Origin of the sequence: Stieleria mannarensis (assembly GCF_014154935.1) — a bacterium.
Lineage (GTDB): Bacteria > Planctomycetota > Planctomycetia > Pirellulales > Pirellulaceae > Stieleria > Stieleria mannarensis.
The window spans coordinates 392,591-417,218 of the sequence record NZ_JACEHH010000001.1; the positions used below are offsets into that span (position 1 = coordinate 392,591).

The 24,628-nt window shown below is 58.0% G+C and carries 24 protein-coding genes, 2 tRNA genes and 1 pseudogene; 12 read left to right on the forward strand and 15 right to left on the reverse strand.

The features are described 5' to 3' along the window. The first annotated feature begins 548 nt into the window (after positions 1 to 548). Entirely contained in the window at positions 549 to 2,003 is a 1,455-nt protein-coding gene (locus H1B37_RS01330; protein ID WP_182864794.1) for a catalase, read from the forward strand. 193 nt (positions 2,004 to 2,196) lie between these two features. Here the strand turns inward: H1B37_RS01330 and H1B37_RS01335 are convergent, their stop codons facing one another. The 3 genes from H1B37_RS01335 to rho all read right to left on the reverse strand — a co-directional run bounded on the left by H1B37_RS01335 (position 2,197) and on the right by rho (position 4,914). Then, positions 2,197 to 2,826, reverse strand: a complete 630-nt coding sequence (locus H1B37_RS01335; protein ID WP_182864795.1) for a hypothetical protein — start codon at positions 2,824 to 2,826, stop codon at positions 2,197 to 2,199. Between the two features lie 605 nt (positions 2,827 to 3,431). Continuing rightward, a tRNA-Ser gene (locus H1B37_RS01340) sits at positions 3,432 to 3,514 on the reverse strand. Between the two features lie 86 nt (positions 3,515 to 3,600). Then, positions 3,601 to 4,914, reverse strand: a complete 1,314-nt coding sequence (rho, locus tag H1B37_RS01345) for a transcription termination factor Rho (RefSeq protein ID WP_182864796.1) — start codon at positions 4,912 to 4,914, stop codon at positions 3,601 to 3,603. 1,041 nt (positions 4,915 to 5,955) lie between these two features. On the opposite strand from rho, the gene H1B37_RS01350 reads away from it, so the two are divergent. Further along, the gene (locus H1B37_RS01350) at positions 5,956 to 7,200 is read left to right on the forward strand and encodes a thioredoxin fold domain-containing protein (RefSeq protein WP_182864797.1); all 1,245 of its coding nucleotides are present in this window, start codon (positions 5,956 to 5,958) and stop codon (positions 7,198 to 7,200) included. Between the two features lie 170 nt (positions 7,201 to 7,370). On the opposite strand, the gene H1B37_RS01355 is transcribed toward H1B37_RS01350, so the two are convergent. After that, the gene (locus H1B37_RS01355; protein WP_182864798.1) at positions 7,371 to 7,634 is read right to left on the reverse strand and encodes a hypothetical protein; all 264 of its coding nucleotides are present in this window, start codon (positions 7,632 to 7,634) and stop codon (positions 7,371 to 7,373) included. Positions 7,635 to 7,703: 69 nt separating this feature from the next. Further along, positions 7,704 to 8,372, reverse strand: coding sequence for a HEAT repeat domain-containing protein (locus H1B37_RS01360; protein ID WP_353620752.1), 669 nt, complete (start codon positions 8,370 to 8,372; stop codon positions 7,704 to 7,706). A 276-nt stretch (positions 8,373 to 8,648) separates the two neighbouring features. Between H1B37_RS01360 and H1B37_RS01365 the strand changes: the two genes are divergently transcribed. Continuing rightward, on the forward strand, positions 8,649 to 9,833 hold the full coding sequence (locus H1B37_RS01365) for a hypothetical protein (RefSeq protein WP_182864799.1): 1,185 nt from the start codon (positions 8,649 to 8,651) through the stop codon (positions 9,831 to 9,833). A gap of 79 nt (positions 9,834 to 9,912) precedes the next feature. Then, the gene (locus H1B37_RS01370; protein WP_182864800.1) at positions 9,913 to 10,752 is read left to right on the forward strand and encodes an MBL fold metallo-hydrolase; all 840 of its coding nucleotides are present in this window, start codon (positions 9,913 to 9,915) and stop codon (positions 10,750 to 10,752) included. Between the two features lie 107 nt (positions 10,753 to 10,859). On the opposite strand, the gene H1B37_RS01375 is transcribed toward H1B37_RS01370, so the two are convergent. Together H1B37_RS01375 and H1B37_RS01380 are read right to left on the reverse strand one after the other, a co-directional pair. Next, positions 10,860 to 11,354, reverse strand: a complete 495-nt coding sequence (locus H1B37_RS01375; protein ID WP_182864801.1) for a magnetosome magnetite crystal formation protein family — start codon at positions 11,352 to 11,354, stop codon at positions 10,860 to 10,862. A gap of 262 nt (positions 11,355 to 11,616) precedes the next feature. Beyond that, positions 11,617 to 12,228: a Uma2 family endonuclease gene (locus H1B37_RS01380; protein WP_182864802.1), complete on the reverse strand. Its 612-nt coding sequence runs from the start codon at positions 12,226 to 12,228 to the stop codon at positions 11,617 to 11,619. Between the two features lie 190 nt (positions 12,229 to 12,418). On the opposite strand from H1B37_RS01380, the gene H1B37_RS01385 reads away from it, so the two are divergent. Next, a tRNA-Leu gene (locus H1B37_RS01385) sits at positions 12,419 to 12,502 on the forward strand. Between the two features lie 546 nt (positions 12,503 to 13,048). Here H1B37_RS01385 and H1B37_RS01390 read toward each other — a convergent pair. After that, the gene (locus tag H1B37_RS01390; RefSeq protein WP_182864803.1) at positions 13,049 to 14,044 is read right to left on the reverse strand and encodes an IS110 family RNA-guided transposase; all 996 of its coding nucleotides are present in this window, start codon (positions 14,042 to 14,044) and stop codon (positions 13,049 to 13,051) included. Positions 14,045 to 14,965: 921 nt separating this feature from the next. Continuing rightward, the gene (locus H1B37_RS01395) at positions 14,966 to 16,687 is read right to left on the reverse strand and encodes a phage portal protein (protein WP_182864804.1); all 1,722 of its coding nucleotides are present in this window, start codon (positions 16,685 to 16,687) and stop codon (positions 14,966 to 14,968) included. Between the two features lie 447 nt (positions 16,688 to 17,134). Between H1B37_RS01395 and H1B37_RS01400 the strand changes: the two genes are divergently transcribed. The 7 genes from H1B37_RS01400 to H1B37_RS01430 all read left to right on the forward strand — a co-directional run bounded on the left by H1B37_RS01400 (position 17,135) and on the right by H1B37_RS01430 (position 21,117). Further along, on the forward strand, positions 17,135 to 17,641 hold the full coding sequence (locus H1B37_RS01400; protein ID WP_182864805.1) for a hypothetical protein: 507 nt from the start codon (positions 17,135 to 17,137) through the stop codon (positions 17,639 to 17,641). Positions 17,642 to 17,746: 105 nt separating this feature from the next. Continuing rightward, positions 17,747 to 18,106, forward strand: coding sequence for a hypothetical protein (locus H1B37_RS01405; RefSeq protein ID WP_182864806.1), 360 nt, complete (start codon positions 17,747 to 17,749; stop codon positions 18,104 to 18,106). Then, entirely contained in the window at positions 18,099 to 18,527 is a 429-nt protein-coding gene (locus H1B37_RS01410; RefSeq protein WP_182864807.1) for a hypothetical protein, read from the forward strand. The genes H1B37_RS01405 and H1B37_RS01410 overlap by 8 nt, the downstream gene beginning before the upstream one ends. A 177-nt stretch (positions 18,528 to 18,704) precedes the next feature. Continuing rightward, the gene (locus H1B37_RS34265; protein WP_182864808.1) at positions 18,705 to 19,277 is read left to right on the forward strand and encodes an SMI1/KNR4 family protein; all 573 of its coding nucleotides are present in this window, start codon (positions 18,705 to 18,707) and stop codon (positions 19,275 to 19,277) included. A gap of 104 nt (positions 19,278 to 19,381) precedes the next feature. Then, positions 19,382 to 19,729: a hypothetical protein gene (locus H1B37_RS01420; RefSeq protein WP_182864809.1), complete on the forward strand. Its 348-nt coding sequence runs from the start codon at positions 19,382 to 19,384 to the stop codon at positions 19,727 to 19,729. Between the two features lie 78 nt (positions 19,730 to 19,807). After that, entirely contained in the window at positions 19,808 to 20,542 is a 735-nt protein-coding gene (locus H1B37_RS01425; RefSeq protein WP_182864810.1) for a DUF1963 domain-containing protein, read from the forward strand. Between the two features lie 146 nt (positions 20,543 to 20,688). Next, positions 20,689 to 21,117: a hypothetical protein gene (locus H1B37_RS01430; RefSeq protein ID WP_182864811.1), complete on the forward strand. Its 429-nt coding sequence runs from the start codon at positions 20,689 to 20,691 to the stop codon at positions 21,115 to 21,117. 374 nt (positions 21,118 to 21,491) lie between these two features. Here the strand turns inward: H1B37_RS01430 and H1B37_RS01435 are convergent, their stop codons facing one another. From H1B37_RS01435 to H1B37_RS33285, 6 genes and pseudogenes are all read right to left on the reverse strand, one after another. Then, on the reverse strand, positions 21,492 to 21,701 hold the full coding sequence (locus H1B37_RS01435) for a hypothetical protein (RefSeq protein ID WP_182864812.1): 210 nt from the start codon (positions 21,699 to 21,701) through the stop codon (positions 21,492 to 21,494). Then, positions 21,698 to 22,417 carry a terminase gpA endonuclease subunit gene (locus H1B37_RS01440; RefSeq protein ID WP_182864813.1) on the reverse strand — a complete coding sequence of 240 codons (720 nt, stop codon included), beginning with the start codon at positions 22,415 to 22,417 and terminating at the stop codon, positions 21,698 to 21,700. The genes H1B37_RS01435 and H1B37_RS01440 overlap by 4 nt, the downstream gene beginning before the upstream one ends. Further along, positions 22,408 to 22,455 (reverse strand): annotated as a pseudogene (locus H1B37_RS34270) (hypothetical protein); the annotation flags it as partial. The gene H1B37_RS01440 and the pseudogene H1B37_RS34270, both read right to left, overlap by 10 nt. Before the next feature lie 236 nt (positions 22,456 to 22,691). Beyond that, positions 22,692 to 23,345: a hypothetical protein gene (locus H1B37_RS01445; protein WP_182864814.1), complete on the reverse strand. Its 654-nt coding sequence runs from the start codon at positions 23,343 to 23,345 to the stop codon at positions 22,692 to 22,694. Positions 23,346 to 23,347: 2 nt separating this feature from the next. Beyond that, a complete protein-coding gene (locus H1B37_RS01450; RefSeq protein WP_182864815.1) occupies positions 23,348 to 23,911 on the reverse strand; it encodes a hypothetical protein in 564 nt (187 codons plus the stop codon). 393 nt (positions 23,912 to 24,304) lie between these two features. Further along, the coding region (locus H1B37_RS33285) for a hypothetical protein (RefSeq protein ID WP_220497977.1) at positions 24,305 to 24,628 on the reverse strand (324 nt) is incomplete at its 5' end.

The window sequence follows — 24,628 nt, forward strand, 5'->3', positions numbered from 1 at the left end:
GATGTAAAGCCGGAGTCGCTACCTTTCTGCCCCCTTTTCCGCTCGACAATCGCAACCCGAATGCCAAGGCGAGACAGAATACCAGGTCTTCTGTCGCCTGAATGGACTGCCGGCGGCGGAATGCCGGGCTGTTCCCTGATCGTGCAGCCTGGTCGGCTTTCAACCACCCTGGCCCCGTCTCGCCTCCACTGAAACGGCTCGGTTGATCTGCACCCGGTGATTCATGCCGACAACTCGACAGCCGACGGTCGCACTCCCATCGCCCGTCACTCCCGCAACCTGATCCCGGTCCTCGTCGCGGATCGGTTTCCGTGGCGATCAAGCAACGTGGACACCTGAAAGACGGCACACCGTTTGCGACGGCGGCCGACCGGACCAATGGATCGAACGGCCCTCTGTCGGCTGAACAGTTCAACCACACGCCCAAACGACTCCGCACGAATTCATCGTCACGGACACAGAACGCACCGCAAGCGTTGCTCCTGCCGTCGGTTTTTGTGCTGGCACCGCGATCCTTTCTCTCGCCACCCACAACGGACCCTGCTCCCATGACAGACCACGAACGCAAGCCCACGACGACCGATGCGGGCATTCCCGTTCCCAGCGATGAACACTCGTTGACCGTCGGCCCCGACGGACCGATCCTGCTGCACGATCACTACCTGATCGAGCAAATGGCGAACTTCAATCGAGAACGCATCGCCGAACGCCAACCGCACGCCAAAGGATTCGGCGCCTTTGGACAGTTCGAAGTGACTCACGACGTCAGCCCTTACACCAAAGCGGCGGTCTTTCAGCCGGGCACCACGACGGAAACGTTGATTCGTTTTTCCACGGTCGCCGGCGAGCGTGGCAGCCCAGACACCTGGCGCGACCCGCGAGGCTTCGCGCTAAAGTTCTATACCTCGGAAGGAAACTATGACATGGTCGGCAACAACACGCCGGTCTTCTTCATTCGCGACCCGCTGAAGTTCCAGCACTTCATTCGCTCGCAAAAACGACGCGCCGACAATGGCCTGCGCGATCATGACATGCAGTGGGACTTCTGGACACTGTCCCCCGAGTCCGCTCATCAGGTGACATGGTTGATGGGCGATCGTGGCATCCCCAAAAACTGGCGACACATGAACGGCTACTCCAGCCATACCTACATGTGGGTCAACAAGGACGGCGAACGGTTCTGGGTCAAATACCACTTCAAAACTGACCAGGGCAATGATTACCTGACCCAAGATGAAGCAGACCAATTGGCCGGACAAGATGCGGACTACCATCGACGCGACTTGTTCGAAACGATCAAAAGCGGAGACTTTCCGAGCTGGACGCTCAAGATGCAGGTCATGCCGTTCGAAGAAGCGAAAACCTACCGCTTCAACCCCTTTGACTTGACCAAGGTTTGGCCGCACAGCGATTATCCGTTGCATGAAGTTGGCAAGTTGACGCTCAATCGCAACCCGACCGACCATCATACGGAGATCGAACAAGCCGCCTTTGAACCCAATAATCTGGTCCCGGGAATCGGCGTCAGCCCCGACAAGATGCTACTCGGTCGAATGTTCGCCTACGCCGACGCACATCGGCATCGACTGGGAGTCAATTACAAACAGATCCCCGTCAACCGGCCGCAATGCCCCGTCCATAGCTACAGCAAAGATGGCGCGATGCGAATCGACAGCGTTTGTGACCCCGTGTACGCTCCCAATTCTTACAGCGGACCAAGTGCCGATGGGCAACGGTTCCCGGAAGATGCCACCTGGGCGACCGATGGCGAATTCGTCCGCGCGGCCTACACCTTGCGAGAAGACGACGATGATTTCGGGCAAGCCGGAACCCTCGTCCGCCAGGTCATGGACGATGCCGCACGCGACCGACTCGTGTCCAACGTCGTCGAGCACTTGAAACAAGGCGTCTCGGACAAGGTGCTGCAGCGGGCATTCGAGTATTGGCGAAACATCGACCAAGAGACGGGCGACCGGATTGCCGCCCAATTCCAGACAGCGTAGTCGCCGATTCGGAACACGCCGCCACGCGGGAGACATGGCACGCGGGGGACATGGCAATCAAGAAACGGCAACGGCGCTTTTGGCCGCCGTTCATCGACACCGCGGGCGGCGTGATGCTGTAAACCGCTTCACGCAAAGATGCCGATCGCGGAATCTATTTTTTTACCGCCCTCGGCGGGGTAACCGTTCAACTTCACGGGTAAGAACCGGCAACCCGTTGCCATGTGTCGCGCGCCGTTTTGTCTTCACCATCAACGACCTGACTTCGCGTCCATTGATGCTTGGTGCCTTCCGCGGAGATCGAGATCCGGTGCTTGAAGGTGCTTTTTTTGCCGTCGCCACTGCTGCCCACGCCCTCGTTTATCCAGTCGTCCCCGTCCTTGTAAAGGATCGCCTGAGTGGCTTCGCCATCGGATTGACCCCATTGTGATCGAATGCGTTTCGCATGACGATCGAAAACAATGAACCAAATGCCCGATGCCTCTCCGTTGTAAACGTTGACGATCATCGTTTTGCCGTCTCCGGCGACGCGACAATCGGCGTGCCCCACAAAATCCTTGCCGTCATAGCCGGTGCCCTTGCCTACCCATCTCCCTTCCCAGGCATCAAGAAACTCCTGAAACTCCGCCGGCGAAGACTCCTGGGCGAATAAAGGAGAGGAGAAAAACAACGCCGCCAAGACCACCAATACGCTGCAATTTTTCATGCGACTGCACCTTACCATGGGCTCCGAGAGAAAAGGATTTGATTCAGCCCCCCTGGATTTTACTCCCAGAGCCAGGCTCGGACTATCTGAACACCCCTCCAGTTGCCCGGTTTGCACGACGGCGTCGCATTGATGCTAGCGGGAAGCGTGACGGCCTGTTGATCTAATCAGCCGCACGGCGCTGGCCGCGGTTCTCGCCGCCGCAAAACCGGGGCTAGTGCCCATCGGCTAATCGTTAGCTGTTTCGTTTCGACTAAATCAACAGGCCGGTGAGCGAGCGGTATGTGGTGGGAGTTTGACATGGCATCAGGCTCGGGCCACTGGCTCGGGCCACTGGCTCGCGCCACGTGCTGGCGTTGGCGCGGCTTCAACGCGACACGTTCTCTCGGCCTCATGCCCTTCTAAGAGACCGTCCAGCTTAGGGCGATCGTTTTTCTGATGTACGAGTTTCTGATGTACGATTTTCTGATGTGCGATTTTCTGATGTACGATTTTCTGATGTACGATGGTCCTTCCGGGCCGCCGACCAACTCGTAACCGATCGGTCAGATCAATCGGATTTGTCGCGATTTGCCTCAGCGCCAAGCTGGGCGGCCCCCTGAACCAAGACACCTGTAGGGAAAAGCTCTCGTTCCCCGACTGCCCGCAAGTTCAATCGAGCGGCGGAGCGACAAAAAAACACCCTCAGGAACACAGGTTCATGAGGGTGTTGTTGATCACAGCGGAGGACACGGGACTCGAACCCGCAGCCCCTTACGGGGTACCTCAGTTCCAGTGAGGCCGCTCACCAATTCGCTTATCCTCCGACTGGATTCCAGTTTAGCGTTTCAAGTTCCATGCTCCAAGCTGGGTTAATCCGAACTTGGAATATGAACTTGAAACCCGGAACTTCTACAGCGACGTTTTGGCGCCGCTGATCAGTTTGATGAACTCGTCGTTGCTTTCGAATCGGCCGAGTTGCTTGGTCAGCTGTTCCATCGCGTCGCAGGGGTGCATGCTCGAGAGCGTTCGCCGCAACATTGTCACTGCTTCGTAGGTTTCTTCATCGTGAAGCAACTCTTCGCGACGCGTCCCGGATTGGCTGATGTCGATCGAGGGCCAGACGCGTCGGTCGGCCAGTCGGCGATCGAGCACGAGTTCCATGTTCCCGGTTCCCTTGAACTCTTGGAAAATCGCTTCGTCCATGCGGCTGTTGGTGTCCACCAAGCAGGTGCCGACGATCGTCAGCGAGCCGCCTTCTTGGAACGCCCGGGCGGTTGCGAACAGCTTTTTGGGGATGTCCATCGCTTTGATGTCCAAACCGCCGCTCATCGTCGCCCCGCCTCGGCCGCTGCGTCCGACCCATTTGTTGAACGCGCGGGCCAGTCGCGTGATCGAATCGAGCATCAAGAACACATCCTGGCCCATTTCGGCCAAGCGGCGGGCGCGATCGATCACCAATTGGCTCAGCCGAACATGACTTTCGACGTCCATGTCCAAGCTGCTCGCGACGACCTCTCCGCCGACCACATTGCGACGCATGTCGGTCACTTCTTCGGGGCGCTCGTCGATCAGCAACACGATCAGTTTCAGGTCCGGGTGATTTTCCGCAATCCCGCTGGCGATGTCTTGCAGCATGACCGTTTTCCCGCTCCGCGGCGGCGCGACGATCAACGCACGCTGACCTTTTCCAAGCGGCGCCAGCAAATCGATCACCCGGTTGGTGACCGGCCGTTGGCCACGCTCGAGCACCAGCCACTCCTCGGGGTTGATCGGGGTCAGCGTGTCAAAGCTTTTGACGTCCGGATATTCTTCGGGGGGAATCCCGTCGACATCCAGGATTTCGCGAATCCGCGGCCCCTGCTGGCGCTTGGCCTGCTGCATCATCGCTTTGATGTAGACGCCTTGCCGCAAACCGAAACGCTCGATCATGGTTCCCGGAACGAAGGGATCGCTGCGTTCGCGGGAATAGTTGTTGTCGCGGCTGCGGAGGAACCCGTAGCCGTTGGGGTGCAGTTCCAGGATCCCTTCGCACTCTTCCAGTGGGGCGTCGCTGGGGATATCCGCGGGTTCGCGATCCAGGTTCTGATCTCTCGAGTTTGCACCATTTCCGCCACCGCCACCGCCGCGTCGCCGTCGGCGCGAGCGTGATTTACCACCACCTCCGCCTCCGGATTGTCCGTTGGAGCTCGGGCCGCGACGAGGAGACCGTTTCTTTTTCGCCATGTGTAATCCAGAGAGCGCCGACGCGCTAACAAGCGTCTTCCGGACCCGAAGAGGGGACGGAAGGCCGGCCGGCATTCATGTAAAGAATCCGCAGGATGGAACGATAAAGGACCCGAACGCGAAGCTGCGGAAATCATCCCGCGCAGGGTCAAACCAAGTAGTTTTCGTTCGCCAACGTGTTCTCGTGTTGGCGACTTTGTTTTCGCCGGTCGGCACATTCGCCGCACTGACGGTTCAACAACCACTCGCCACTGCCGGATCAATCCGGAGAGCGAGAAGTCGCGATTGATCTTCTCACCTGAACGATCGCCACCGGATCACAGGCAGACTGCGCCGATGGAGGCACGGGCCGAGGCAACACGAACCGTGGGCAATCGGAGTCACAGGCTGGACCGAAGTAGCGGGCGACGCGGGCCGCCAAGCAAAATGCCGTTTCCTCTGGCGTGTGTCGATCTTAGGGGTGTTCGGTATCCCGGGAGCATTCGGCCCCGTGGACACTACCAATTCCTTTCCGTTTCCGTCGCCCGACACCTGGACAGGCCGATGCTGGGGGAACCCCGACTCTGCTCCCATCCTTGAACCGACCGGTGGCCAACCAACGGGATGAGAGGCTCATCAACCTTTTCGGCTCTCAACAGCCGAATCGCAGAATCGTCGTGGAGCGACGCAGTGAATCGTGGAGCGGTGGGCCTTCAAACCAGTAACACCGCCGACTAAAGCTATCCGAAATATAGCCGAGCAACAGCAGGTGTCAAGCGAAGCCTAAAACCGACCCCTCTGGCGGGCGGGCCGCCAGTCCGTGCGAATTCGCGCTCTCCGCACGGTTTCCTGGCGGTCTCGGAGACGACGATCTCCGGAGCACGAAAGATGACTTCGAAACCTCCGCCGGATGAGCTGGCGTTAAAGTCGCCCCATTTTGTACTTTCGGATTAAGTGACAGCCTTCCGCCGGCCGATTCAGTCACCAGGCGCATGCTCCGGATCGCCGATTCGGACGCGCAACACTTCAGTTTTTCCTCAAGGATCGACACAGGAACGCAGGATGCGAAACGCCGCGATCTATCTCGTTGTTTTCACGCTCACCGCTCTCGGCGCGCACTCATCGTCTGCTCAAATCGCTTGGGAGGGCAAGCTTCGCGACGCCCACACCAAGGCCAAGCAGCAGGGCAAGCTGATGCTGCTGCACTTCTACACCGACAATTGCGTTTATTGCGATCGCTTGGAAGCCGGTGCCTTTCGCAGCGCCTCGGTCTCCCACTCGATCAACCAGCATTTTGTGCCGGTGAAAGTCCACGGGACGAAAAATCCCAAGCTCGCCGAGATGTTCAAGGTCACCAAGTACCCGACCGACGTGATCGTGACCACCGACGGCAAAGCCCTGTCCCACTCGGTCAGCCCCCAGCAACCCGATCGCTACATCGCGATGTTGACCGATGCCCAAGTCAGCTACGCCAAGACGCGTACCCTGGCCAGCACACAACCGACCGCCCCCGCTGCCACGCAACCCGCCGCCACGCAACCCGCTGCCACGCAACCCGCTGCAACCACCGCGGCGACAGGCGTTGCGGTGAATCATTCGCTGGCAAACCACACCCTGCCCAAGTCGACCGCGGCTGGCCCCAAAGTCGACATGGCACCGGGCGAATTGCCGGTGCAAATCCCGGCCCCCGGCGCGGCGATGGAATCCGCGGCCCCGGCCACCGCGACCGACAACTCGCGAAAAAACCAGTTCATGCTGCCCGGCGGCACCAAGGGGAACGTGCGTTCGGCCAGCGTGACCAAGTCCGGATCGGTCCAAGCCTCACTGGCCAGCGCCCGAGCCGGCGGCATCACGCTGCCCACCGACCCGACCACAGACATTGCAACCGGCGACACCGCCGAAACGACCAGCCCCGCCGAAAGCAAACCCGATCTCGCGATCCAAGGCTTCTGCGCCGTCTCGGTCGTCAATCGTGGCCAGTGGGTCGAAGGCAAACCGGAACTCGGCGTCATCCACCTGGGCAAACTCTATCTGTTCGCCGACAAGGAAGCGATGGAACTGTTCCTTTCCGATCCGATTCCCTTCACGCCGATGCTGAACGAAATCGATGTCGTTCGCTTCTTTGAAGAAAAGAAGATCGTTCCCGGCAAACGTGAATGGGGCGTGATCGATCCGATCCACAACCGCATGTTCTTCTTCGCCGACGAAGCCGCCATGCTGCACTTCGAAAAGACGTTCGACCGATACCTGGACGCCTCCATCGAAGTCATGGACCAAGCGATCGAAGAATCCAACCCCGGCGTGTAAGTGGGATAGGCTTCCAGCCTGTCGACAGCGGGCTCGGCGTCCGTAAGCCCTCCGCATCTCAATAGGCATATCTGGCGATGTTTCCGGAAAGTCGCCGTGTTGTCCGAACTCGGCGCACGAAAAAGGAAGCCTTGTTCCGAAGCCGGCCTCGGAGAGAACGACGGCTAACGTCACCGCGTCAGATCACGCAGCCCCGGATCGGGCTTGGCATATCCGGGACGCACACCGCTGGCGATCGCCATGCCGGCGATCAACGAGACGATCGCGACGGCGATCCAAACAAACCGCGCCGCCGACATGCCGTAGCGGTCCACCACGCTGGCGATCGATCGCAGATGGTACGGTTGCTGCCAAGGGCCGACCGCAACCGCAAACGCCAACGTGCTGCCGACGAACGCGACGGTTGCGACGAAGAGGTCGTTGTAGCTGGTCATGGTGTCACACCCTGGGCTCGCTCGGTACCGTGATTCAGATCCGTCGCTCAATCATCCTGCGTCGCTCACTCAGACATCGCTGCGCCGCATCCGACGTCGCAGCGCCCGCAGTTGAACACGGGCGCTTTCCAAGTCCGGCACGATCTCGATGCATCGCTCCAGTGACTTTGATGCGGCCAAGTATTCACCGGACATGATCTGGCATCGCGCCAAACCCTGCCAAGCGGTGTAGTGAAACCGGCAACGCCACAAGCATGCAATGTAAGACTGAGATGCCTTGCGATAGTCGTCCAAGCCGTGCCAACAACTGGCCAGTTGAAAATGAGCCTCGGCGTACATCGGCGCCTGTTCCACCAAGATCATTGCCGGGGCGAGTGCCGCGGCAAACTCACCGCCATCGGTCAGGTGCATGACCTTGAGCAATTGTTGATGATGGGTCGGCGCCGCATCACGCAACAACAAACCGCGAAAAGAATCATCGGCGACCAAACGCACACCACGATCGACATCACTCAGGGCGCGACCGAGCGGATCGACCGAGCGGCTGTTGCCGAGCAGGCCGAGTGCCATCGCGGCGGCGCGACGCAGTTCGACATCCCCGCGCTGAAGCAGCGTCGCCAAGGTCGTCGGCGAGTAATGCTCGTCAACCTCGGCCGCATACCGTGGCGCGTCCGCGCTGGAAAGAAGTCGGCGATAGGCTGTGGCCAGTCGGGTTGTCCGCACGAGAGGTGAAGTCACTTTGCCATCCGTCGAAGGTGGGAGAAGTCGTGGTGCAAGTCGCGTGTATACTAGGCACAAAGGTGTTACAGGCAACCGATCCCTGCCAGAATTCCAGCCCCGGTGGTCCACGAGTCTAGTTGCCCGCCTGGGCCTCCACAACTCGCCACTTCACCGGGCCGAAACGACGGGTCAACCACAACCCGCCGATCAAGCCCCTTCGCGTTCAATCTCGCCGTCCCGCCCAATCCCGACAAAAGTGTCTTGCGAATCCAGCCTTTGCCATCACCGATGACGATGCCCCCGGAACCACGCGGCAGGACTTCCGGTGCACACTTCAGGACCCTACTTGGTGCCGGCGTCTTGGCGGTGATCACCTTTCTGCATCCCGGCGAACTGTCTAATCAAAACTTCGCGGCGGAACCACTGAGCCAGAAAGATGAATTCGCGCAGCGGCTTCAAGAACCACACACCGGGCTCGTTGATGGCCGGTCATTGCGCCTCGCCCTCCAGATCGTCTCCCGGCATCAAAATCAACCCAGTCGACACATCAACACCTGGATCGATCGCAGGGTCAACCCAGACTCTCTAGTTTCACCCGGCAGCCTCGGACCAACCCGCTACGCTTCGCTCTGCAAGATCGCTGCATCGGCCGGTTGCGTTTGCTATCCGGTGGACAACTGTGTCGTGATCGGACGCCCCGCCTGGGTCGCCGAACTGTCCCGCCACATTTTCTCTCACACCGACGACGCCGCTCCGAACCGTCGCCCAAAGCGCGGCGCCGCCGGCAACCCGGTCGACCTGCACTGGCCCGATCTGACGACTCCGAACGAAGCGTTGGAGATCGTTCGGGGACACATCGACGACCGCCGCGCCGCGGTCCCGGCGGCTGGCGCGTTTCCGCATGACCTGTGGCCGGAAACGTTGCTGCGTGACATTTCACCGCAGCTGGCGGTGCAATTGATCGCCGGACAGTTCTTGGACGTGCGGGAAACCGACGAAAACCAATCGCCGTTTGCTCGGACGTATCAGTTTGCCGGTGCGCAGGACGACTTGGAATCGATTCGAAACCTCGATCCCAACCTCCGCGTTGATGTCAGCGGTGGCCGACTTCGGTTGCAAGCCACTCCGGCCGCCCACCAAGCGTTTTGCCGACGAATGTTGGCGATTCCCCAAGGAGACTCGCCTGCCGGCCAACCGGTTCCGGCCGGGGCAAACGCCCTGGAGATCTTGAAGCAAAACGAGCGTGTGTTCTCGTTGGAGGTGACGGACAAGCCGGCAGGGCCGCTGATCCAAGCACTGGTGGCACAGTTGGGGCTGCAGTGTCAATTCGATCCCGCGGCGAACCCCCAGTTGGAGAAACGGGTCTCGCTCTCAGCGGTCGACCAAACACTTTGGCAGCTTGTACGGTTGATCACTGACCAAGCATCCTTGAAGATCGATGCAGCCGGCGACAAGCTTCGCGTCTCGGCAAACAACTAACCGCATCGTCTTTTCGGCCCTCGACGCGGCCGAATGCTCGTGACGGACGAACGAGTCACCTTCGAAAGAATCCCACACCATGGTCGAAAACATCCCGCTGATCTCGCACCACCACGATGGTCTTACGATCGAGGGTTTTTCGCGCGCGGCCGTGCAGACGTGTTGGCGAGTCAACGAGTTGAAGTTGCTGTTCGACGTGGGGGCGCAGCCCTGGGACTTCATGGGCACACCGACGTTGTTCATCAGCCATGCCCACTTGGATCACATCGTGTCGCTGCCGTCCTATGTGTCGCGGCGGCGGATGATGAAAATGGATCCGCCGGTGATCTACCTGCCCGACTCCGCGGTCGACGAAGCCTGGGACATGTTGCAGACGTTCCGTCGTTTGGATCGCGGCGCGATGCCTTGCGAATTGGTCGGACTGAACGCGGGCGACGAAATCGAGCACGGCCGCGAGTACTTGGTGACGGCCGTTCCGACGCGGCACACGATCACCTCACTCGGCTTTATCGTCTACCACCGCCGCCACAAGCTGAAGCCCGAATTCGTGAACCTGTCCGGGCCTGAAATCCGCGACCTAAAACTCGCCGGCACCGAGATCACGACCGAGCAGCGCGTTCCCGTGTTTGCCTACACCGGCGACACCTCACCGCCGGGACTGGACAGCAATCCCGAGTTCTACAAAGCCAAGGTGCTGGTCAGCGAACTGACCTTCGTCGCGCCCGAGCATCGCAAAGAAAAGATCCACAAGCACGGCCACATGCACGTCGATGACTATCGCCAGCGCGCCGATCGCTTCGAGAATGAACTCGTGATCGCCGGGCACCTGAGCACGCGTTACCACGACAAGCAAGTCAAAACGATGGTCCGCCGCGTGCTGCCCGACATGCTCAAAGGGCGCCTCAAACTCTGGATCTAACCCGTGGGATAGGCTTCCAGCCTGTCAAGCAGTATCATGTACGACAGCCCTTCCGGGCCGTCGCTGGCGAGTACGATGGCCCTTCCGGGCCGTCGATGCCTGCCGACTCAGTCCTCCTCAAAGAACCGGATCGCACCGGGATACGACCACAGCTCGCCGTTGTTGGCCTTGACCGCGGCGATGATCGGGAACACGAAGTCCAGGATCACGATCAGAATCACCAACGGGATTCCGATCAGCACCATGCACAACAGCCCGGCGATGAAGGCATAGATCAGGCTGCTGATCAACCAGTTCATCATGCGGTTGCCATGGCGCCGCGCCAGATCGGATTCTTCCTTGCTGATCACCCACATCACGATCGGTGCGACGATCCCCAATCCCGAGACGACCAGCAGCTGCGACAGGTGCATCAGCGTGCAATAGGTGTCCTCGTTGACACCGTGAATCTGGCCGGCAACCGCCCCGCCGCCGAACCCCGACACCGCCGATTGAGGCTGCTCGTTGAGCACCTTTCGCTTGGCCTCTTCAAACTCGATTTCGGTCAGCGACCCCGCATCGCGAAGAGCCTGCAACCGAGCCAGTTCATCTGCAATCGTCATCGTCGAGGAACACTCCAAAGGGTTTGGGAAATCGGTGGTGGAAGGACGAAGCTGCGATCCGTAGCGGAAGCCGCCAAGGCTTTCGGTTTCCCCCGGGGATAGTCGCCGTCCTCTCCGAGGTCGACTTCGGGAGAAGCTTCGCTTTTTGGGGTGCGCCGAGTTCGGAGAACACGGCGACTCTCGAAACACATCATCAAGGACGGAAGTTGAGCCGCGGCTGTTTTCTAGGCTCACGCGGGCGAGCGACGGGGCGCCAAAAAGCTCATCGCCCCAGATCGCCACCACCGCCGTATTCTTCGGCATCGGAAACGTCGACCTTGCGGTAAATCTCGTCCACCGGCAATTCGCAATCAATGGACTTCAGCTGAGCGACGCCACCCGGCTTGTTCAATTCCTGCAGCAACCAGTTTCCGTCGGCTTGGAGCGAAAAATGTTCCACATGGAGGCGTTCTTGAGCGATCAACAAATAGTGGCGGAGAGACTGCAGGTTTCGGTATTGCTCAAACTTTGCGCCCCGGTCGTAAGCTTCCGTCGACCTGGAAAGCACTTCGACCAAGACGACTGGGTTGGTCAGCGTGTCCTGTTCGTCGTCATTGAACTCAGGTTCTCCGCAAGCGACGGAGACGTCGGGGTAGGTCATCAATCCGGTCGTCGGAATTTTCACACGCATGTCAGAGGGGAAGACCTGGCAATCCGAATCGCGGAGCCCAAGATTGAGCGAGGTAACGATATTACCTGTGATCAGATTGTGCCGCCGGCTGGCGCCGGCCATGGCAAACACTTCCCCCCGGTAGAATTCGCTCTTGGAGTTGGCCAGGCGTTCTCGGGCCAGGTAATCGGCTTCGGAAAGCGACGGTCTTGGAATGCTGGACATGGCGGAGCATGGAGCCGGAGTGGGGTGGATCGCGAGCGTCTATTTTCCCCGCTGAGCCCCCCACCGCAAGCGAACCGAGAAAAGACGGAAAAAAACCGCCCAACACCGCCGCTTGCACGAACCCGGTTCGTGTTGAATAATCTCCCTACTTGGCCGGCGGAGTTTTCCCACCGCCCGAGCGACATCAGCAGCCGAAGTGGCGGAATTGGCAGACGCGCTGGATTCAAAATCCAGTTCTGGCAACAGAGTGTGGGTTCGAGTCCCACCTTCGGTACTTGTGGTGAAAAAACGACTGACGGCGATCCGCCGTGAGTCGTTTTTTCATGCGCCGTGGCTGCTGGCATGACGCCGATGCGGCATGGATCACAGCCGCACCGTGGCGCCAGGCTGAAACTGCCTCCGGTGACGCAATCGACGTCACGAACGGGCTTGCATTCGGCGTGATCTAGCGCATTTCATTCTGGCTCCCTTCTCCCCCACGACGAGAGCGAGTGGTGCTCGCTCTCGTCGTGGGGGAGAAGGGCTGGGGATGAGCGACGGTCTTAAATTGTGGCAAGAGGTCAGATCGAAAATCTTGAATTTTTCGATCCCGTTTGGTTCAGGATGGTCAGGGGCCAGCCCCCGAACCCCCGAGATTTTCTTAGGCATCGCGCCGGTGTTCAATGATTTTTGGAAATTTGGGTGACGCGATTGTTGCGCAGCAGTAAACTTGAGCCGCTGAGTGAAACGCAACAGGGCTCTGCAGAGATGCAACCGTGCCAGGGATAACTCAGTCGCCGGTGTGTCAATGACGCATCGAGCACGTGTGGCGACTACGGTCCTAGTTTAGCGACGGTGCCGTAGTCGCCTTTTGCTCCTTCTTCGCATTGACCTGAGGGTTCTTCCATGATTCGCCGCGGTGAATCATGTTGTTGAGAATCGTCAGTAGTTTGCGCATGCTCGCTACCAAAGCTAACTTTTTGGTTTTGCCTTTGGCGATAAGTCGATCGTAGAAACGTTTGATGATTGGGTTGTGTTTCGCTGCAACCAGTGTCGCCATGTAGAGCACGCTTCGGACTTGTGAACGTCCACCTCGGACCTTTCGTTTCTTGTCGCTCTTGCCAGTTTGTTTGGCCAACGGAGCAACACCGACAAGCTTGGCAATTTGACCTCGGTTGAGTTGTCCCAGTTCTGGCAGCTCGGCCAGGAGTGTCGCAGCAGTGACTGGACCAACCCCACTGACGCTGAACAAGATTTCTACTTTGGGATCGACTTTACTGAGGTCCTTGAGCATCTTTCCGATGCGTTTGTCGAGGCTTTTTAGCTGCTTTTTCAGGTGCGAAATCGTTTCCTTGATTTGTTGAGCGGCAAACTTGTCACGGGTTTGGCTGAGTCGGTTTTGCTCCTGGGAGAGCAAATCTTTCACTTGGGTTCGACAGCGTACAGATGAAAGAAATTCTTTCTCTTGCGCCGTGCGCGGAAGTGTCAGATGGAGTTCCACATCTTCGCCAAAACGGCGGATCATGAATGCATCGATCACATCTGTCTTCTCCGGATAGCCATGCCCTTTGGCAAAGTCACGGACCTGCCTCGGGTTGGCCACGCAAATCGGTACACCGGCGTCGTGAGCCTCCTCCACAATCAGATATTCGTAGCCGCCAGTGGCTTCACAGACAACCAACGTATTTTCGGTGTCTTGAATTCTCTTGAACAGCTTTTTGCTAATCGCTGAAATCGTGTTGGGCAATTGTTTGGCAATCATTCCTGCGGAGTCATTGACATCAATTTTGTCCGACGCGACGTCAATACCAATGACGCGGTTGTACTTCTGTTTCATAGTTAAGTCCCATCCTAGTGAATACGACCTGACCCCACGCGAGAGCGCGATTGGGTCGATCAAGCGACGGTTCGGGTTCAAAACGAACTGCTGTGCGACTCAAGCTCATCCACGGCGTTGATTACCACCTAGGGGAAATTACGATCTACACAGCAGTGTTGGGAAACTGCTGCAGGCAGCCACCCAACATCGACAGCCCAAACGATGATCAAATCGCCTGGAATTGCCAGTCAGGCGAGATACTAGGGGGCCGGCGCTGTGATAGACTGGGACGTGCTATGAATCCCTACCAGCCACCAAGGACCGATGACGCTCCATGCGAACCACGCAAAAAGCGTCGTGTCGTCGCGGGCCTAACGACGGGTGATCGTGTTGCGTTGCTGGTGCTGTTCAGCGGTATTATCGGTGTTGCCGCTTCGACGCTTACGGTGGCGCTACGAACTTGGTAGCAGGCTTCCCATTGAGCCGCTCTCAACTTCACTTCCAGCCTGTCAGTTACCCGCAAAACAATCCCACATGCCAGCACGCCGTGTCAGCCAGTAGCCCGAGACTGCGCGCACCAACCATCCCGTCCACGCGCCGGTGGCTAACGCGTCCCGACGGCATTCCCACGAATCCGTCGCGCGCACCTACCCTGGCACCCTTCTCCCCCGGCTTTGCGGGGGAGAAGGGCTGGGGATGAGGGGGCCAGCGTTGTGATAGACTGAGACGTGCCATGAACCCGTACACCCCTCCGACCGATCCAGAGACACCAAAACCCAAACCGGTTGAGAATCAAGCCGGTCGGTTGGTCGCGATCGTGTTTGCCGGATTGATTCTTGGCGGGACATTCCTACTGGCCGCGCTGTCAGTGCTTCGGGAGCCAGTTTGGCCTTAGTAGCCCAACGCCCTGGTTCGTGAAGTCATGCCACGCCAGCTCCTTCACTCCCCCTCTCCCAGCTCCCGACTCTCCTCTCCCACCTCCCCACTCCCATCTCGCTGCTTGCTTGGCAACCCCGCCCGTTCCCGCTCCTCAGCTTCCCACTTCTCCCGCGCGATCTCCAACCGAATCTTCTCGCGCAACTCGACATCCCGCTGCTGCATCCCCTCCAGCCAATCCTGGTCCTTGTCGGCATAAACCTCCGAGAGCGTCTCCTGATCGCTGTTGATCGCAACCTCGTGCGCCGATACCTCCTTTTCCGGATCCACGGCACCAAACGACGTTCCGCCCCAGGAATGATCGTGGAACTCTTCGGGATGCCGCGTGTACGTCAACACATCCGACACGTCGTCCATGTGCCCATAGAAGAACGCGTCGTCGACGATCCGACGCCACAGCGGCTTCAGCACCTGATGGATCATCGCTTGGGCACGCATCCGAAACCCGATCCGCCCGTCCAGCATCGCCAGCCGGCCGCTCGAATACGTCGTCCGAAAGAAGTTCTTGGCCAGCAACTCGTACGGATAATTCAACGCCGCCGCGATCGCCCGTAACGAGGCCTCCACGAACGGTGCGAACGTCGAACCAGGCCGCGACGGATCCACTTTCACAAGGTCGTCGTCGCTATTGATCCGTTCGACCATCCCCGGAAAGATCTCTTCGAATGGGTTGCCCTGTTCGTCGAACTCGCCCGACGCCATCCCAGCCGAGATCTCCGCCGGCGTACCGCCGCGTTTGCCGGTTTTGATCACGATCCCAAAGCAGGCTTCGATCTGCTTGCCGATCAATTCCGCTTCGTGGAAATCGTCCAAATCCTTCAGGAACGCGAATGCCGCGCACAGCCAGGGGATGCCACGCTTCTGGCCGGGAAACATCGACTCGAACAAGTGGACGACTTGCTCTTGGCCGGCGGAGTTGTAGCGGCGGACGAATTCGTACTCGATGTCGTAGCGTTTGCCGTTTTTGACCTGTTTGCGGATGTAGTACCCGACGATTTGATCGGTCTTCGCGTGATAGCGAATCCCCATCCGCACGTTTTCGTCGTCGCGGAAATCCGGCGGCGTTTCCACCCGCATCGGATCGATGACTTCGACCGTCAATCCGATCGGACCCTGGAACGGCGCGTCGCGGAACAGCACGAACGCTTCGCCGAACATCGCGTAGGTTCGGCAGATCAGCCGCTGCGCTTCGTCGAGCGATTGACGCCGGGCGCGGTCCACCCCGCGATTGCTCCAGCGTTTGCAGATTCTCTTAAGAGTCTTGTTGGCGAGATCCGCTTGTTCCTTCGTGAGAATCTTGCTTTCGGTGATCTGCGGTCTGCAGCCGAGTCCGACGCCGATCTCGTGCGAAACGCGGCCCTCGATCGCACCGTGGGCGTGCGGATTCGACTGGTACAGTTCCCGAGCGCGGAACTGCATCTCCTGCTGGCTTTCTTCCAACTGGTCATTGATCCCGCTGTGGTCGTTGAACCAACGTCCGTCCCGGTGCGGGGCGGACCGAACTGACGGATGCGCGTGACGTGAGCGTCGCCCGAACCCCTTCAAGCGACCAGCCTGCTCGGCCAGCAACCGGCGTTTCAACCGCGACGCAATCCGTCGCTCACCCCAAGTCGGCGCGAGGGTGAAGATCGCCTCGTCGATCGCATTCCAAACCCGCTCAAGCCGCGAGGCAGCCTTCCGGTCCCCAGGTCGACGTCGTCGTTTCGAACCATTGAGAGCGATCATTTGGTCAATCGAGCCCGGTGACGCGTGGGGACCATCTTCGAGACCGATTCCATCCGCCCGATCTCTTCATTGATCCACTGCAAAAATTTCCGGCAATCCTCCAACGACTCCATCCGATGGCTGCGATTGCGGATCGAAAACTAAGCCGTCGCCCGTTTTCCGCCGGAAAACGTCGTCCGCATCGCGGCGACAACGTCACGGCGAAGTTGTTGGAGTTCGGAGAGGTAGAAGTGGTCGGCCATGACTCAAGCATGGCTACGATACGCATCCACTCAACAATTCAGTTCCTATTGATAGGATTTTGCGTCCGCTGGTCAGTAAGGGCACTGGGGGCTCCGAGGAACACAAACAATGCCCCAACCTGATCACCCCGGTTACTCAAGTTGCATCGGAGTTGTCTGTCAGCGAGAATGCGTGCGGACCTCTCAATGTTTCAACCGCAGATGAATGAGTTGCGTCAACTCAAATTACCTTCCTCATGCGATGATTTGCAAAGTCACAGTCGGCGACATAAACGAAAAAACTGGGCACACTGACTTTCGAGACCTATTCGTCGCCTCATTCGATGAATTGGAATGTTTGTTCGATGAGATTTACGCTGATTTTCTCCAGCAAATCGGAGCTGACCCCTATGGTCCCGAGCCGATCGATGAACATAGCGGCGAGGTGATAGGCGGAATCGGAGTGTCTTGCAGGAACAATTCTGGGGGTCACATTGAAGTAGGGATTGGCCGAGAGTGGTGGCTACTAACAGACCTTACGCTCGATGAATCGTCCTGGGTTGTTGAAGAGAATCCGCCCGACCACGACTTCATATTCTTTCTTGCAGGTTGGCACTACACTGGAATTGGACGCGAGGACGTCATCTCAAGAGAAAAGTGTCTTGCCGCGATAGAGATGTGGCTTGACGGCATTGCTCCGGTCGGCCATGGCTCAACACACGGATCCAACTGAGTGGACAAGTTGAGTCTACTGGTAAGATCGATGTCGCTCGAACCCACCCGTTGATTCCTTCCGCTCCCCGACCATTTGAATCGTCATTCCACGAGATATATGAGAATGGAAACTTTGTCGCCCTATTCTCCGCCCGCGCAAACGGAAGAGTCGCAACTTACCGACTTTCAGAAAGCGGTTTTGCGCAACGTGCTCATTCGCCGCAATTCCTCATCGCAACTTCGGTTTGTTCTGCGTCAGTGGCCGGCCATAGTTGGATATGCCGTTATCTCCGGATCAATGTTCATAATGGTCTTCGCTTTGGTGTCAGAACCTTTGCTCCTGTACCTGATGGCAGCTTTTTCGCTTGGCTTTTTCGTTGCGTCAGTCGCGTCGATTTTTGGTGAATGCATACGACAGTTTCGTATTTGGCCGGCGATGGACCGGGTGATAGATTGGGACGTTCTGCAACGATTGGTTGAGTAGTTCACAAATGGACCATCAATACGATCGACCTGCTGAACCTTACCGCGATGCTGGAAACCTCGCAGACCACGCCTCGTTCATGACAGATTTACCAGACGGTTACGTTCGTCCAAAGCGTCGACCTCCAAAGACGGAACGCGTCACGATCGCAAAGTTGTTGGTTTCAACTGGCCTCGCAGCCCTGGGATTCACGTGCGTTGCATTTGGACAGGTGCACTGGATGGGGTGGTGTCTTGTCCTCGGTTTTTTTGGAGCTGCTGCCGGAAATGCAAAACACGGTGCGGAGTGGATCCTGCCTGGATTTATCTTAGGCGCGTTACTCCTTCCGTTTCTGGCTATTGTCATATTCTTCGTCTCAATCGTAGCGATGTTCGCATACGTCATCTGGACTGGTCAGGAGTTGCGCGGATTGGGTTCGTGAGCGCCACTCGCGACGCTGCGCGAAGACGCTTCGGGTATATTCGTGCAGTAACGTCCTGACGCTCGGTTTGAACTGCGGCGAGGCCCCGGTTGGTTTCACGATGCCGTGATCTGGGGCAGATGTTGCGGACGCGACAATCATTCGCACCGAGTTTCCGCTGACGTCATTCAAATACCGATGGAAATCTCTACCTACCAATTGGCACGCCGCTGCAAATCAGGGGCAAAACGCTGGGGGCAAACACCTTCGCCGCCTCTTACCGCCGCGCAGCTAAAAGATTCTCGCGAGACCATCGACGATCCACTGCCTGAATTACTCGTTGACTTGTACTCGACCGTTGGCAACGGCGGCTTCGGACCACACGGTGGGCTGCTAGGTCTGCGTGGAGGCTTTGTTGGTCTCGATTCGCAAATGACGATCGATGGGATGTACCACGAATTCATGTGGGACGTTCCTAAGGAAGAAGGTTGGGACTGGCCCGCGGATCTTCTCCCGATCGCCGAAGGCGGGTGCGGACTTGTCTATTGCATTGCCTTGGATTCAACAGACGCTGACATTCATTTGTTGGACCCGAACGGATTCGAGTCCGGAGACAATTTGCTAGACTACGTCCAGTCGTGCCAATGCACGCTCCACGACTGGTTATACGATTGGTCACTCACCCGACCACCAGTACGAAAAGCTTTCAACGCGACCGGGCAATCACTGCTCAGTCGATTGCTATGCTTTCTGCGCGGACATGCAAAGTAGGACTACCACCGAGTCGAGCACATCTCCCCCCACAGATCGGAGCCTAAGACATGAGGCAAACAGGATGGCGATGGCCGTGGCAGAAGCCTGAGGCCCCCAAGCCGGTGCGTCCTCCTAAAATCGGCGGGACAAGAGCGCCCGCCAATGTCCAAGCCATCGACTTTACGAAACCGCACGATTTCCATTTCCGAATCGCCTACGACAAATCGGCAACCCAAGTCTTTGAACGCTGTCTTCTTGTCGGATTCACCACGCCGATGACAGACGAGGAAAACCCTCCGGCCTACGAAGAGTTCACGCACAATCGATGGATCGTGCTTCAGCGAGAAGATGGTCGTCGAGTGTACATCCCGCGCGACAACCTGCTGTACATCGAAGATTCTACGCCTATCGGCGGAGCGACGACTTCGAGTGCAAGCGAATCAGGCGATGTTCGCGAATTGTCGAATTGAGTTTATTGGAACTGCGAGTCAATTGATGCGTCAGCGTGATTTTCGATCTCTCCCCAAGACAGTGATCCACCATCCGCAATGAAAAAGAGAAAACTTGACCAATCGACGCGTGATCAAATCGTTGCGGATCACTTTGCGGAGCTCGACCGATGTGTGCTGCCAGCGTCTATCGCTATCCTCAAACGTTCGAAGCAATTGACCCCAACCGAATCGTGCTTTGGTGGCGTGTTTGTCGGTCGCAAGGATTCCGAATGGCCACACCAATACTCTCGACCACTTGAGGGTGTTCTGCAAATCCGAACGAAAGACCTTCCCTATCGTCCCAAGCAGCTCGACAAGATTGCTTTGATCCAGCTTTTTTGCGTTTGCGATCGTCCAGATAAGGGGTTTCCGGTGATGCCCAGCTTTGATGTGGATAACTGGTTTGCAGTGCGCACCTTCGCAACCTTGCGCGGCTTGCGTCCGATGATCCGTCCTGCTCGCACGAACCTAAAGCCCTGTCGAATCGAGTGGAAAAAGGTTGAAAACGAGATCCCAACCTACCCTGATGACATTGGACTGGTCGATGATGAAAAACAAGCACGATTTCGAGGTCTCGAAGATTGGGCAAAAACCGAACGCAAGCACTACAGTGCCCACGAACGCACGAAGGTTGGTGGCTGGCCGGTGTCCTGTCAGAATGGCCTGAATCACCGAGGGTACTGCGTTCAGATTGGAAGCGAAGAAAAGGCCAACTTTATGTGGGGGCACGATGGAGTTGCTGTGTTATACCGCGTGCGAAATAAGTGGTCACTCGACTGGGATTGCTTCTAACGGGCATTGAAATACTCGACCTGCCCCATCAATCATCCTGGTCACGGATTCGAGACGATCGGTGATTGGCAGCCTCTTTAGCGGCTGAGTGATCAGAGTCAAACGCAAAAGATTCGTCTCGTTCAGCCGCATATTGGATCCTCAACGTGAGTGACAAGATCATCAAACGCCTCAAGTGGGATGCCGGTATTCAGGCTTACCTTGGCAACATCACCTTTGCCGGCCAAAAAGTTGGTGTCGGGGTTTGGGGGCAGAAAGACTCTCAAGACTATAAACATCTGCGCCAGATCGCCGAGGATGTGCTTCAATCCTGGCCGAAACTCAAACCAAAGCTATTCCGGTTAGTCGACGCGGAAATCAAAGCAACCAATTGGATGCCCCCCCGGACCCGTTTGACTTGGCGGCATCTCCAATTGTTCTCATTCAACATCCAACGTGACATGTCAGAAGATGCCAAGATTTTCTACGATTTCAGCTTCAACGTTCCCATGCTGTTGCGTGAAGACGATTTCATCGAGGTGATGAGGTATCTCGATGGCTCAAGTGAGTCGGCAGAGATTCGCTCAGCACTTTGATGGAAGGCTAGCGAACGACGCCAATGGGATTTGCCCTCGGATTGCACCGAATCCCCAAACCGCCTGGGATGCGTGGCCGTGAGACGCGGGTTTCCGCTTGAAAACGATCGTACCAGGAAGGAGACATCGAATTTCGGGCGACTGCTGGAGACAGCTACAGCTGAGGGATCTCTGAATCGCAAAGGCATTGGTGTCGGTGTGCAGGCTTTGACCGCCCACTGTCGCTGCAAAGCAGCGATCGGGAATCGCCTAAAGGCTAGACACCAACGGTTGCCGAATCCTCCTTTGTTGATTCCTGTGCCATTCGGGGCGCATCTCTTTTTCAATTAATCGGACCTCAAACGAAGGTGTTGGCCTGCTTGGTTTCGTCACTTCTACACGCGCGCCTTCCGTCCCAACCACGACTTCCGCATCGCAATCCGCACCGGCGCTGTATCGAGCGACACCACACTTTTCCGCTCCGGTCGGTAGCCGCAGTTTGCGCAGCGGTAGTACCGCGTGCGGGTGTTGAACTTGCGGTTGACGCGGGTCGTTTCGACTCGCAGCGTTCCTTTTTGACAGACCGGGCATAGGTCGTCGCTCATGATCGTCGCCTCCGGATGAATCGGCCTTGAGTGTTTGACTTGCGGAGGAAACCGCCCGAGGACGGTTTCGTGGCGGGTTGCTGCTTCGGGGATGACGCGAGCTTGGTTTGACGTTGCAGTCGTTGGTCGCGGTTCTCGGCCGGGAAGCGGCGCTCTTTGGGTTGCCGCTCCCACTTGCTGTTGGTGAACACTTCGGCCGACGTCCGCGCGTAGCGGAAGACGTCGCGGAAGTCGACCGGGATCGTTGATTCGTCGATCCGGACGTGCTTGCCCTCGAGCGGGTTGTAGCGCTCGTTGAGGAGCTGATCGAACAGGTCCAGGTCACCCACGATCTGACGCGGCAGGATGATCGACGTCGGGTCGCCCGGCAGCCGGCGGACCATCGCGTTGTCCAACCAGTTTTGCGTCACCATCGTGTTGACCTGGATGCACTGCAGACCGGAGATTTCGTTCGGGTTCTTGGAGCTGTTTCCCCCGAACCGGTTTTCAAGCTCCCGCTTGCCGAACATCTTGATCCCCATGTTCCCGTACCGGGCTCCCTCCAGCGGCCAAACCCAGGGCGATCGCGGCTGGTTGACCGTCATGCAAAACGAAAATACCTCTTCTTGACGGTTCCCGTCCTTGGAATCGATCAGGTTCATCAGGCTGTGGATCGGATGACCGTCTTCGTGTGGCCAACCGTCCGAAGCCGACCACGACGTCGAACGAATTGACACCGGTCACATCGCTTTCGGATCCGTCCAGCGTGATCGATTCACGGCGATCCATCCAAACGTGCCGAAGGAACCAGGCGGCCAGTGGATCCGGAGAGGCCTTGAGCGCATCCCAGAGTGGACCGCCCAGCTTTTCGGTCTCCAAGTCACGGACCACCGCGCCGTGGGACTGCACAGCGTGACGATCGTGCCGCAGGGGAGGTTGCGTCGGCAGAGTGCCAACAAGTAGTCCGCGATTTCCGCGTCCGACTTACCGGCGTCTTCATGGGGTTTGATTTCAGCCAGGTAATCCATCGTTGCGTTCCTTCGCGGTTGGATCGCCCGTCGGGCGAGCGTCGGTGGGACGGAGTTCCAGATACAAGTTCAGCTGGGCGTTCACTTCCGCGATCTCCACCCGCAGCTCTTCGCGGTCGCGCCGGCAGCGTGCGGCTTCTTCCTTCAGCGTGTCGCGGTCCGACTTCAGTTTCGCGATCTCGACCGTGTGCGATTCCTGAACCACTTCCAGTTGCTTCGCAACCTGACCAGTGGAAAGCCTGAACATGAACACCACCGCGGATGCCAGGGACGTAATGATCGCAACGATGCCACCCGTCACCCAAGTCGGCAAACTCGAACTGTCACCATTCATACCCATCTCCATGTCAGCCCAACCGTGGGATAGGCTTCCAGCCTGTCGAATCCGAATGATAGCCGTGACCGTCTGGTTGCTGGCGTGCGGGAACGTGCACCGCATCGACTTGCCCAGCGTCGTGCCGGCGACGTGGGCATTGGTCAGGATCAGCGACCGGCCGTTGCGAACACCGACCAGGGAGCCCGAGCCGCAAACGTTCCCGTTGCTGACCTTGCAGCATCCCTGGCTGGACGGCCCGAGCGGCTTGGTGGAATACGACGCCTGATCGACGTCCGCGGGCAGAGTGAGAGCTTCCGTCATGCTCACGCTCCGACGCCGACGGCGATCAACAATTCGACCAGCAGCGGGATGAACACTTTCATGAACGCCCCAAAGCCTTCCCAATCGATCGCCGTGCGATCGATCTCCCCGCTGGTTTTACGCGGCAGGTCATCGACCGCGGGATCCCCGGAGAACGCCATCTGCGTGACGGCCAAGTCCTCGGCGGCCTGCCGAAACGACGGCGAGATCAACGCGACACGCAGCAGCGCGGCGTCACGCACCGTGATCACCCCACTCCGCCGGGCCTTCCGAGACGCCTTGATCACCGCCCGCCGAAACCCGTCCGACGCTTCCGTCTCAATCAAATTCTCCGCCGCATCAAACGGCATCGCCCCCGCAGCCGGCGTTACGAACGCCGACGCATTCGTTCGCGAAACCACCGCCGGCGAAGTCGGCCCCAACACCACCGCGCCCGCCGGCACCGACTGACCCACACCCCACGGCGAAACCGCCGCGGATTCCGCGACCGAATCGCTTGAACAATTCGGTCCGGTACAGACATTCCGTTCCACCTGACGAGAAACAGACGCGTTGCGAAGCAGCAAACGCCTGATCGGCCCATCGGAAAACCCGACAGCAGAGAGAGACGACAACGACCAGCAGGACACCGCAGAGAGCCCGACGCATAAGATTGGCCTGAAGATTCAAAGAGAGAGAGGCTTACCAAAGTCACATCTCCCGAATCCTACAAACCCCACCCCGCCCCCTCCGCGTCAGCAAGCGGAGAGGGATTTTGCTGAAAAACTAGGACCCAAGCCAAGACAACGTGGAGCAGCAGTCTATGGACCAAATGCCAGAAAACTGGGACGCCCCAGAAATGCTCCGGTGTCGGCCGCAGCACCAGCTAGAAGCTCTCCAAACCGAGGCCGATTGATTTGACCGACCGAAACGAACATAATACGTGCCCCCGAAGAAGCCAGCCCGCTTGGCCGCGGCGACTACGCCAGTCTGGAACGCAGATTTTGGAAAAGAGGGTAGGTCTCAAGAAACTCTCGCTCCAAAGAAGCAAATAGCAATTTGCTTAGAATTTCGTCGGTACGGACCAGCTGAGGACTAATTCTTGCATTCAAGAATGATATTCTTAGGTGAGTGACAAAATCATGGCCATGCATGAACTTTCGCTCGTCTCCTGTAAACGAATCCAGCAGTCGAACAGCCTCGTCATACAACTTAGTTGCGCTGTCGGATATTCCTCGTGTGCGTGCAGTCTGCAAAGCATACGCCTCCAAATCTAACTCACGGTTCTTACGCATGAGTTTTTC

Excerpts from the sequence above, each read along its gene's own strand:
- H1B37_RS01330 (WP_182864794.1), top strand. The coding sequence starts at position 549 with ATGACAGACCACGAACGCAAGCCCACGACGACCGATGCGGGCATTCCC.
- rho (WP_182864796.1), bottom strand. The coding sequence starts at position 4,914 with ATGGCGAAAAAGAAACGGTCTCCTCGTCGCGGCCCGAGCTCCAACGGA.
- H1B37_RS01350 (WP_182864797.1), top strand. The coding sequence starts at position 5,956 with ATGCGAAACGCCGCGATCTATCTCGTTGTTTTCACGCTCACCGCTCTC.
- H1B37_RS01355 (WP_182864798.1), bottom strand. The coding sequence starts at position 7,634 with ATGACCAGCTACAACGACCTCTTCGTCGCAACCGTCGCGTTCGTCGGC.
- H1B37_RS01365 (WP_182864799.1), top strand. The coding sequence starts at position 8,649 with ATGCCCCCGGAACCACGCGGCAGGACTTCCGGTGCACACTTCAGGACC.
- H1B37_RS01370 (WP_182864800.1), top strand. The coding sequence starts at position 9,913 with ATGGTCGAAAACATCCCGCTGATCTCGCACCACCACGATGGTCTTACG.
- H1B37_RS01375 (WP_182864801.1), bottom strand. The coding sequence starts at position 11,354 with ATGACGATTGCAGATGAACTGGCTCGGTTGCAGGCTCTTCGCGATGCG.
- H1B37_RS01380 (WP_182864802.1), bottom strand. The coding sequence starts at position 12,228 with ATGTCCAGCATTCCAAGACCGTCGCTTTCCGAAGCCGATTACCTGGCC.
- H1B37_RS01390 (WP_182864803.1), bottom strand. The coding sequence starts at position 14,044 with ATGAAACAGAAGTACAACCGCGTCATTGGTATTGACGTCGCGTCGGAC.
- H1B37_RS01395 (WP_182864804.1), bottom strand. The coding sequence starts at position 16,687 with ATGATCGCTCTCAATGGTTCGAAACGACGACGTCGACCTGGGGACCGG.
- H1B37_RS01400 (WP_182864805.1), top strand. The coding sequence starts at position 17,135 with ATGAGTTGCGTCAACTCAAATTACCTTCCTCATGCGATGATTTGCAAA.
- H1B37_RS01405 (WP_182864806.1), top strand. The coding sequence starts at position 17,747 with ATGGAAACTTTGTCGCCCTATTCTCCGCCCGCGCAAACGGAAGAGTCG.
- H1B37_RS34265 (WP_182864808.1), top strand. The coding sequence starts at position 18,705 with ATGGAAATCTCTACCTACCAATTGGCACGCCGCTGCAAATCAGGGGCA.
- H1B37_RS01425 (WP_182864810.1), top strand. The coding sequence starts at position 19,808 with ATGAAAAAGAGAAAACTTGACCAATCGACGCGTGATCAAATCGTTGCG.
- H1B37_RS01435 (WP_182864812.1), bottom strand. The coding sequence starts at position 21,701 with ATGAGCGACGACCTATGCCCGGTCTGTCAAAAAGGAACGCTGCGAGTC.
- H1B37_RS01445 (WP_182864814.1), bottom strand. The coding sequence starts at position 23,345 with ATGACGGAAGCTCTCACTCTGCCCGCGGACGTCGATCAGGCGTCGTAT.